Below are 10421 nucleotides of genomic sequence, written 5' to 3'. Positions count from 1 at the left end.
CAATTGTGGCGTTTGCAGGAGCTGGTAGCCGAACGCATCGAAGCGTCGACGGCCGAAGATCTTCCCGCGAAATGAGCCAACGGGACTCAACCCTCAGACCATGACAGGGCGGACTAGGTTTTTGGCGCGCCACAACGCCCTTTGAGAATTGCGATCTCGGTTTCGTGGTCGCCTCCTGACATAGAGGAGACGGGCACGCCTATAAGAAATACGCCCAAGGCGTCGCCGGACACAGCCTTGTTTTGCTGATTTGATACGATGGCCAAACGCTCTCGGTCCGCCTGTGTGCAAGGGCCGGCATTCGGAACACCTGCGATCTTGTCAGGGGGTGTGGCACACCCTGCCACGCCAGCGAACATCGACATCAACAAAACGAATCGCTTCACGGTTTCCATCCCCCGTTTATTGCTTGCCCAGCGGCAACATCGCCTAGTGCAACAATGCAAGCAAGCGCCGATGCCCCGTTTCCCAAAACTAATTCTGCAGATGATATTGCAGTTACATTAGCTTGCGTGCATGTTTGTTGGCCGAGAGAGCTATTGGGATTTGCGCGCAAAGCAGGACGCCGTAAGCCGCGGCGCTAGAGTTATTCCCAAAGGAAGGTAATGAGACGATGTCGAACAAACACGATGGGCCTTTGTTCTTTTGCAAGATCACACCAGAGCTGGAGTGGTCGATTGAGTTGAAGGCGAAAGATGCGAGCGGCGAACGGAGACTTGGCTACAGAGCGTCGGGGACGGTGGTCAGGCGAAAGGTTCCAAGTGGATATGGCATCCAAGTTCACGATGCAGACAGGGCCGTCTGGACGACTATGCCCATCAATGATCGGAAAGATATTCGCCAGCAGTTTGATGCAATGCTCACGCAGGCCATCCAAACCCTAGCAAGTCACGGGCATTTAGAAGGGCTTCCGGCAGGGCATATGAAGACAAAGCCGAAAGCGATGACCGAAATTACCATTGAACGGATAGACGACGCCCTTGCCACGCTCGCTCTTCTGATGCGGGCGCAGGGCGAGCATGGTCTCGCCTACCTACCCATCTTCGAGCGCCTGGAGCGGGAGCGGGAGCAGATGGCCAGCCTGGATGATCGCCTGGCCCGCGCCGTCGCCCGCGCTAAATAGCTTATACCGAGCTCGGTTTGGGTTCGCACTGCTCAGCGTTTGATCTGATGCCGAGGTCATTTTGATGAGAGCGTATCCCCCTAATTCAGGGCAGCCCTTTCCGATTTGGACCGTTCGCAATGATACCGAGTGAGGATGCTGGAGCCGTTAGGCCTTTGTCGGCGTAACACGGGTCTAGTTCTCAACAACCGGGTAGAATGGTCGTCCCCAATCCGCGGATGAGTTGTCCATCATGATGTCGATTATGATGGGGACGAGAAACCCGAGGATGCCCGCGCCGTCGCGAAGTTGGTTACGGTTGGTGCTCGAGTTCCAAGTTGCGCCGCCGTGAACAAGCTGGTTGCGGAGCACATAGAGGCGGTCGAATAGCATTGAGAGAATATTGGCCGTATCGCGGGTCATCAGCGCGCCGTGGAAGGCGCGCCTGGCGGCATTGAATCGTTGCTCCCAGTCTTCGTAGCCATCGATCCCATTCTGGCGAGACCAAAATGGCCCGAAGACGAAGCGATTCTCCAGAAACAGCCGGATGGGGCCGGGAAAGCGCGTCCAGACCGCGTCATAAATACGGCGGTCTTTGTCGAGGTCGCGGAGCATTCCGAAGAACCATGCGAATGCCTCACGTTCACCTCGCACGTCGCGCTCGTCCGCATAGGCTGCGTTAAATGCAATCCAGAGGAAGAGGAACGCCGCAGCGGGATCGTTGACTTCGTCTTCAGCCCGTCCGATCCAACTGATCGACCGGTGGACGCGAAGCCCGAAATTCTCAGCGAAACCTGCCCGGAGGTGACGCTGCTTTTCCTTGAGCGCCTCGAATTTAAGGCGAGCTGCAGCGTTGTCCTTCATCGATTCATTCCGTCCGTTTCATCGTATGCTGCAGGCATATCGGGAAGTGCACAGAGCGTGTTCACGAGACGAACTTGCTCGACGGTCGAACACGACGTCTGCAGAAACCGAGGCGAAAAAAATACGAGGCTCAGCGCTTTGCCGCGGCTCACGGCGACATTGAGCCGCTCGCGGGAAAAAAGGAACTCGATGCCCCGTGATGTTTCTTCCGCTGAAGAGGCCGTCATTGACACGATGGCAACCGGCGCTTCCTGTCCCTGAAACTTGTCGACGGTTCCTACCCTCATGTCCGGCAAAGCTTCGGCTAGGGCGTTCACCTGCGCGTTGTAAGGAGCGACAACGATGATATCGTCCTTCCGTAGCGGGCGCACCAAACCGTCACTGTTGGTCCATTCTCCGGCAAGCAGGAGGTCAATCTTCTCACGGATTGCACTGACCTCTTCAGGGCATTCCTGTGCGCGCCCTCGATGGGTCACCGGTATCCGCCACGCGCCGGCATTGGGCAGGCCCGGTGAATGGATTGCTTGCCGCGACGTCGATTCGTGTGGATGCAGCCGACCTTCGTAGAACTGCGATGAAATGAAGCTGCAGACTTCGGGATGCATGCGACGAGTGACAGGAAGGAAAATCCCCCGGTCCGGCGCAACGTTCTGCCCTTCGCCGAGAACCCAGTCGAGGCAAGAGAGATTTGCCGGATCAGGGTGCGCACCCTGGATTACCTGAGGGAGTTGGCGTGGGTCGCCTACAAGGACAAGATTCTTCGCCGCGTTCGACATTCCGACCGCATTTGCGAGAGAAACCTGCCCAGCCTCATCGACGAAGAGGTATTCGAACGCGCCCTCAAGTTGGCCTCTCGAAAACAGCCACGCTGTCCCGCCGACTACCTGTGCTGTTTCAAGTGCAGAATCGTCGTTGTTCCGCACACTGGCGATGGCCTCGTAACCAATCGGTGCCTCGCCAGTGTCGGACCCAATCTTGTGGGCGAGCTGGACCTGCGCAAGTGTCAGGCCGACGTCGGCGTCATCGCGAAGCGCATCTACGCAGGCCATTAGGACGTTGCGAATGGCTTCGTGGCTATTGGATGAGACGGCGACACGATGGCCGTCCTTGACAAGTGCCAGGATGGCACGCGCGGCGACATACGTTTTGCCTGTGCCGGGCGGGCCCTGGACTGGCAGGACTGTCGCATCCATCGCCCGAATGGCTGCTATTGTTCCTCGGAGGGGATCTGCCCCCTCATCCAGGGGAAGCGGTGATGCACCTTTGAAGCGCGGCGGATTGCGTGAGAGGAGATCCTCGGCCGCCGTGTTCACACGGCCTCTACACTGGTCCTCGATAACTTTGCGGACCGCGGAAGGGATGGGTTTGGCATCTCGTGCGAAGGTTGGAAGAAGATCAAGACGGTCCGGCAGCGTCTCGCCGGAGCTCGGCCCTATTTTCAGCGTTACCCGGCGAGCACCCCGGTCAAGCGATGTGATGTCGACCTGGCCGAAACCGCCTTCGAGAGCTAACTGCGAGGATTTGCCTGCCCGTAGCTTTGTCTCCTGTGGCGGATATCGGTAATCTCGCTCATTCGACCTCTTCACCGGCCGTTGCGGCCCGTCAGCGACCAGGCCGCCAAGGCATTCCATATCATCGCAGAGCTCTTCGAAATCCTTCGCAGCGGCGTCGAAGACAGCCCATGCAGCAGGTTTGCGCTCGCGCCAATGGAAAACGCCGAGGTTATACAAGAGTCGCCGACGGTCCTCGGCTAGGCTGGATTCGAGCAGCAACTCGGCGAGATCGTCGACCTCGGCTTCGGCCTCTATGGACTTCTCGGTGAAGCCTTCGCCGAGTTCCAGCCAGTGTCCGTCCGGCCGGATTTCGAGCAGCCAATTGCGCAGCCGTTCCGTCGAGACGCAGTCAATTCGATTGTAGTCCTCGATCTCTTCCAAGATGGCGGCGTCACGGCTTTCACGCCACTTCTCGTAAGCTACAACGGAGCCGCCTGCAGTCTTCACCTCGCCTGTGCGGGAAAGATCGTAGAAAGCCTCCAAATCCTTGATTGAATAGGATGGTTCGGATGCGTAGACACCTCCCCGAACAACGGCATAGAGGTCGATGAAACGGCGCTCCCTCAGCCACTGGTCGAGTTGCGCTTCGCCGACGCCATGCCGAGTGGTGAGCTTGCGAAGCGCGCTGATTTCATATGATGCGTAGTGGTAGATATGAGCTTGCGGGTTCTGCGCTATGCTCTGCTCGAAGAGGTCAAAAAGGGCAACAATCGCCTCCTTCTCCTCCGCAAAATCATGAGCCCAGAACGCTTTGAAAGCCTTCCCATCCCAAATGCCGTGTAGGTATTCGAGGCCTTCGGTGTTGGTTTCAGCATAGAACGGGTCACCTTCGATGTCGTAGTAGAGATCGCCCGGATGGGGCCGGGGCATCAGGTCGAAGCCCTTGCCGGGAAGCGGAGGCCGCAGGGCATAGGTCGGTTCGCCACTCTTCCGCTCTTGCTGCAGCGCTGCCTGAGTCCTGAGCTTTTCGAGTGTCGCCTCGGCCATCTTCGGCACGCGGCCTCGTTGTTGGGCGAGATTGGCCATCGTTGTGATGCCGGTTGCCTCAAGCTTTTCCACCTGGGCCCTTGTCATGCCCGCAACGCGGAAAAGGCTGTCCCCTTGCTCCCACTCTCCAGCGCAATGTTCGCGCCAGCGGCAGAGATTACAAGTTGCGCAAGGCACAGGCCGGGTCTTCGTTGGTTCGACAACGAAAGACTCGAGCCTCTCTCGCGCAGCGCCAGCATACGCAGCATATTCCGCGAGACGGAAACTGAAACGCGTGCCGTCACCAAGCTCCACGTGTGCTCGTTCTGGACTACGGCCCTGGGTGGTTGCCAACAGGTCGGAATAAAGCACGAGTTGTAAGACATGAGCCGGGGCAGGTTTGCGCTTCAGCTTGGTGTCTGTAACTTCGTAGGAAAATCCTCCGAGTTTCGAGGGCAAATCAACCCGTTCGAGGAAATCGGAGTATCCGCCCCACATGCCTCCTTCTAGTGCTCCCTGGAAAACAATGTCCGGGCCACTTCGAAGGGCGTCGAGGGTCGCTTTGACAGCATCATCGAAGGCGATCCCATCCTTTTCAACTTTGGCGACGCGCTTTCCGCTTGTCTCGAGCCGCACCAGATGGGCCGCTTCGTGCGCATCGCCATATCTTTGAAGCAGGGCCGCGTCTTCGCTGTCATCCGCCGGCTGCGGCCCCTCGCCGGCGAGATGTGCGAGGTCTAGGCGTGCAGCGTGCGGGCAGGCCATGAACCGCATCAAATCTGAGGCCGATAGGCGAAGCCCATTTCCGTCGCGTTTCATCACGCGGCATCTAACATAGGTTCCAGTCCAATGATTGCCAGGCTCCGGCCTCCGAGATCTCGGAAGGCTCTCTGTCGGCATGAAAATACGATGATCTGCAGATCTTGTGCCTGCCGCGTTAAGGCGTCGAAGATGCGCTCGATGCGGTCGTCGTCAGTGTAGACGATCGCGTCGTCCAGGATCACTGGTGCGGGGCTACCTGACTTCGCCAGCATTCGAGCAAAGGCCAGCCGCACGAGAAGCGCTATTTGCTCCTTAGTGCCGCCCGACAGGATGTCAAAGTCTTCCTCCGTTCCGGCTCGAACCAGAGCCGTCGGCAGGACTTTCTCGGCGTCGAAGCGAAGCTCGGCCTCGGGCCAGAGCAGTTGGATGAGTGGCGTGAGTTCCCTCAGGACCGGCTCAACGTAGCGGTCACGTGCAGCTGTTCGAGCGGATTCAAGCGCCTCGTCCACCGTCTGCAGGACCGAGACCTCGAACATGATCTCATTAAGTCTCCTCCTCGCTGCTTTTAGTCGGATTTCAACGTCGGCAAGGTCTTCCTCGACGGCCTCCGCAGCATGCATGTCGATCGCCGTATCCAACCTTCCGAGATCAACGCGAATGCGTTGGCGGTCCTGTTCGACGCGTGTGATGACCGATTGTGCACGTTGTAGCCCAGCCTTCGCCGCTTCGAGATCAGGCGCCACAGCCAAGATCGCCTGGCGCTGTCGAATCGCTTCGGCCAACGTGGTCCGATGGCCGACAAGCTCGTTTGTGAGGCTCGTTTTTTCGGCCTCGGCATCTTCGAAGCTGCAGAGCGCGGAGTGTGCCCTGGAGACCCTCTCCGCTGCGCTTTCCGCAGCTGCGGCAACGCGGGCGGCTGCAGTCTGCGCAATTTCGAACGCAGAACGGGCTTTCTCAAGCGTGTCGGTTGCGTCTGTAAGAGCTTGTTTCGCTGCTACTTCGGCCTCCTGAGCTTCCTTTGCGCTCGGAAGTTCGGGTTCCGCTTCGACGGGTTCAGGCAGGCGCGCAATACTCTCCCGCAAAGCTTCGATTCCATTCGGCGCCGCTCCATTGAACTCGTGTTCAGCATTCCGGCGTCGCGCTTCGGCCTCAAGCCGGAGATGCGCTGCTGCTCGCGCGGTCTCCATGGTCTCGTAGCCAGACGCATCAAGTGCGTCGGCAAGGGCTTTCTCGGCTACCGCAAGCGTATCGGCGGCGGACTGTGCACCGGGGTGGACAGTTAGGTATCCAACGCCGTCAATCTCGAGCGTGGCGCCATCGGGTATTGCCACACGATTTCCGTCGGGCAACGGCTGACCGTCGAGCGCGACACCGTCTGTTCGTCCGACGGCATACCTCATCGTGAGTGCGACGGCCTCGATCTCGCGCGCCTTTCGTAGAACCCGGACCTCTCCAGCCCGGTCCTCCAATTGACGCAGCACCTTGTCTGCGAGGCCAACCTTGGCGTCCGCTACGGCTTTCTCAAGCTCCGTCCGCAAGCCTTCGGCCTGGGCCAGTCGAAGCGCAAGCTCCTCCCGCCGCTCGGCTGTCGCGGCGCATGTCTGAGCACGTAGTGCCCTTCGAAGGATGTCAGAGGCAGTTTCTGCCAATGAGAACGCCTTGTCGAAACTCCTTCTCGCCTCGATGAGCGCACCCTCAGCCTCACGATGCCGCTCGTCCTTGATGGCGGCGTCAGCGTTGGCCAATTCAAGGGCGGCTCCGGCACTCCTTTCTTCAGCAAGCGCGGCCTCGATTGTTGCAAGCCTCTCCTCGGCTCGTTCCAATTCAAGGCGTTTCGATCTTTCTGATTCGATCGCTCGCTCAAGCGCTTCTGCATGGCGGGATGCCTCGTCATAGGTGGCCTGCGCATCTGCGAGCCGCGTCATCCTTCCGGAATCCTGCTCGCCGTCTTCAAGGCTGGCGAGTTCGCGCCTCAGATTGCGCCGGCGATCAAGTTCCGCGGATAGAGACGCCGTCTTAATGACGAGCCCATCGCGCCGGCGATCGAGAGCCGAGACCTCGTCTTCGGCGAGCTTTAGTGGACCGCCAACTCTCGTTTTTCCGCTGCTGCTGGTCACGTAGCGGTCGAGTTCCCGCCGACAACGGTCCCGCGTCGCGTCCATGCGACGCCCGCCGGTCATTGCTTCGACCTCGCCGGTGACTGAAGAGAGCAAGTCGCGCCGTGCTGAATGGGCGGATTCGCCTTCGTCGAGACTAGTCATGCCCTGCCGCACCCAGAGGAGGCCGGCCGGCCCTCCTTCCTTTGGCGCTTTGAGCACTTCGGCGAGCCATGACTCGGCATCGTCCGCCTGCTTAATAAGCACCCCGTTGCGGAAGACCTTGGCCTCGCCCTTGCGCGTCTTGTTCCAACGTTTTTCCACCTTGAAGCGGCTGTTGCCGATTTCAATTTCGACCGCCACTTGAGGATCGCCACCGGCATGCGGCGCAAGACTCGCTACCTCTTTGTCCCACGACCTGTAGCCTTTGAAAAAGAGCGCGTGGAGCGCATCTACAATGGTCGACTTGCCGCTCTCATTCGGGGCCGAGAGGACGTTCAGCCCGGTGCCGAGACCTGTGATCTCAACGGGGTCGGTGAACCGTCGGACATTATCGAGACGTATCGCGACGAGCTTCATTGCGCCTCTCCCTGCACATAGTTGTAAAGGCGCCTAAGTGCCGCCGCGGCGATCGCCCGATCCGTGGGGTTCGTTGCCGCGTCCTCAGACCTCTGATGGAGACCTTCGGCCGCCAGCCGCAGCGCGCCGCTCAACGCAATTCCATCGAGATCCTCCAGGCTGCATTCGGTAGCGAGATCTGCATCGTCGAATTCGAAATGCCAGAACTCGGGCGTTGCGAGCTCTGCGGCACGCGCGAGAGCCATGCGCGCTGGCAGCCTCACCCAACCCGCGGCTCGAATTCTGAGAAGCATGTCGCGCCTCGCCCTGCCTTCGGCCGGCAGCAGCATCTCCAACGCAGCCACTGCATCTTGTGCAGGTGTGAGAGCAAGTGGTGCTTCCCGCCAGTCGAACTGGCCGGTCTGAATGGCGTTGACCTGGGGCACTGTGCCCGGACCCATGAGGGTGACAGCGAGACAAGAGCCGGGCCCGCCGTGCTTGAATCGATCGCGCTCGGGCGTGCCAGAGTAGAAAGTGCGATCGCCGAACTGCTTCAGTCCGTGCCAATCACCAAGCGCAAGATAGTCGAGTCGAGCAGACTTGGCGCGATCGGGCGGTATGATCTCGGCCCCGCCGTCCTCGGACCCAAATGAAAGAACCCCGCCATGTGCCAGCCCAATCCGGAAGTGGTCCTCAGGAGTAGCGCAAAGGGGCATCCACTCTGTCAGATCGCGGCCGGGAAAGCGACGAGGCACAGGAGCGGGCAGGAGAACCACGCGCGGCGCTATTTCGACTGGTTCCGGCGCACCAAGAAGATGGACGTTTGTCGGCGCATGGGTGCGCACGCTACCCCAGAGAGCCTCAGCGGCCAGGCTGTCGTGATTCCCGGGAAGAATCCACCATTGAATGCCTTGTGCGAAGCTCATCGCAGCCAAGGCGTGACGCCAGACGGCGTCAGAAGGCGTTTCCGTGTCAAAAACGTCTCCTGCGAGCAGCACGTGGCTTGCACCGTGATCTTGTGCGGAAGCGGCTAGACGTCCGATCGCCGCGTGCCGAGCCTCTACCAAGCGACCGCGCGCGTCTTCCGGAAAGTTGCCGAACCTGCGACCGAGGTGCAGATCGGAGGAATGAATGAAACGAAACATGCGAAGATCACCTGAGCCAGATTGAGCCGGAGCCAAAAGAGCGATCCGAATTCACATGAGATATCACGCGAGGGTGTCAGAAGCTGTCATGGAGGGGGATGGTCACGAACGTTGACGAACGTTGAAGGGATTGAACTATCGAACAAACTGTGAACATTAATCAGGGAAGTGCATCAAAATCAGCCCTTCGGGCCATGTAAACGATATCAGCGAGCTCTTTGGGTTTGATGACTTCGACAGTATCTCCCCATTGGTAAAGGTGCCACGCCATCTCAAGCCAGCCAGAGGCCTCAAACCGCACCTCAAGTGCCCCATCGACCGTCCGGCGCACCTGCTGGTTGGGATGAAATCGCCATTCCGCGGCGCGATCGGCCGCTTCTGGAGCGAAGCGCCACACGACCTCACCGAACTGGCTGTCGTCCTGGAACGAGCTAAACGCTCGCGCCGCGTGGGCTGCAAGATCAAAATCGAAGTCTCGCGCGAACCATTCGTCCGTCACTTCGACTGCTCTGATTCGGTCAAAGCGGAAATGCCGAAGCTTCAGTCCTTTATCGGGTTGCCTCCCGACGAGGTAGCGCCGCGCACCGAGAAGAACGCCGTAAGGTTCAACAAGACGTAGACTGTCATTGTAGCTGAAGCGAAGCCTGTATGGTCCGCGAAGCGCTGCGGTCACTGCGTCGGTTACGGCCTGTGCCACGGCAACGAATGGCCCGGGCCTTGCTGCAACTCCATGAACTTCAAGCATTGCTTCCGCATCAGCTTCCGCGCGCCGTGCTTCTTTGACCGGCAGCGCGGCCAGAAGACGGTCACGAAGGCTAGCCAAAGCGCGGGCCTGCCTTGAGTCACCGCTTTCCCGAAGTCGGGAAATCGCGAATTCGAGCCCCTCGAGCTCCTCATCCCCGGAAAGCCGCAATCTAGCAAGTGGGACCTCGCGAACGATCCAGCGCCGTTCTCTGGTTTGATCTTCGGCGATCTCTACAGCGTGTGGAAACGCCTCGGAGAGCGCTGAGGTCATGCGCTGTGCAGTTCGATGGCTTACTTCGAAATGCTCACAGATATCCGTTAGCCTGACACCGCGGAACCTCGAGCAAGCGAAATCGGCCAGTCTGAGAAGTTCTTTTGCCTTGGAATAGGACATGATCTTTCCGATAACCCGTGGAATGCTCGTATGGCCCGTCGGGAGACGGGAATAGAGGTCGCTCTACAAAACACAGATTGCTCGCTCCTCACAGGGCAGCGCGACCTCATTTAATACCGCGCAATAATATCTTAACAGCACTTGCACTGTCTTTAGCGGTTTTAGGCACCCAACTTCACCGGGTCGCGCGCCTTGAGCGATTTTGCTGGTGTTGCTCGGCGGCGTCTACCCTGCACA

Annotated in this window: 6 protein-coding genes; 1 reads left to right on the top strand and 5 read right to left on the bottom strand. The window is 59.2% G+C overall.

All coding sequences use genetic code 11. From position 1 onward, the window contains the following. The first annotated feature begins 613 nt into the window (after nt 1–613). The gene (locus X738_RS76570; RefSeq protein WP_023803317.1) at nt 614–1123 is read left to right on the top strand and encodes a hypothetical protein; all 510 of its coding nucleotides are present in this window, start codon (nt 614–616) and stop codon (nt 1121–1123) included. Nucleotides 1124–1297: 174 nt separating this feature from the next. Here the strand turns inward: X738_RS76570 and X738_RS76565 are convergent, their stop codons facing one another. The 5 genes from X738_RS76565 to X738_RS76545 all read right to left on the bottom strand — a co-directional run bounded on the left by X738_RS76565 (nt 1298) and on the right by X738_RS76545 (nt 10184). Next, the gene (locus X738_RS76565; protein ID WP_023803316.1) at nt 1298–1966 is read right to left on the bottom strand and encodes a HEPN domain-containing protein; all 669 of its coding nucleotides are present in this window, start codon (nt 1964–1966) and stop codon (nt 1298–1300) included. Next, the gene (locus tag X738_RS76560) at nt 1963–5304 is read right to left on the bottom strand and encodes a TM0106 family RecB-like putative nuclease (RefSeq protein WP_023803315.1); all 3342 of its coding nucleotides are present in this window, start codon (nt 5302–5304) and stop codon (nt 1963–1965) included. Before X738_RS76560 ends, X738_RS76565 begins: the two co-directional genes overlap by 4 nt. After that, a complete protein-coding gene (locus X738_RS76555; protein WP_023803314.1) occupies nt 5304–7922 on the bottom strand; it encodes an AAA family ATPase in 2619 nt (872 codons plus the stop codon). Before X738_RS76555 ends, X738_RS76560 begins: the two co-directional genes overlap by 1 nt. Next, nucleotides 7919–9046, bottom strand: coding sequence for a metallophosphoesterase family protein (locus tag X738_RS76550; RefSeq protein WP_023803313.1), 1128 nt, complete (start codon nt 9044–9046; stop codon nt 7919–7921). Before X738_RS76550 ends, X738_RS76555 begins: the two co-directional genes overlap by 4 nt. A gap of 160 nt (nt 9047–9206) precedes the next feature. Further along, nucleotides 9207–10184, bottom strand: a complete 978-nt coding sequence (locus X738_RS76545) for a helix-turn-helix transcriptional regulator (protein ID WP_023803312.1) — start codon at nt 10182–10184, stop codon at nt 9207–9209. Nucleotides 10185–10421: the final 237 nt, after the last annotated feature.

The organism is Mesorhizobium sp. L48C026A00, from assembly GCF_000502375.1.
In the GTDB taxonomy this organism is placed as follows: domain Bacteria; phylum Pseudomonadota; class Alphaproteobacteria; order Rhizobiales; family Rhizobiaceae; genus Mesorhizobium; species Mesorhizobium muleiense.
The sequence above is the reverse complement of the archived record's forward strand: the minus strand, read 5'-3'. Positions and strand labels throughout refer to the sequence as shown.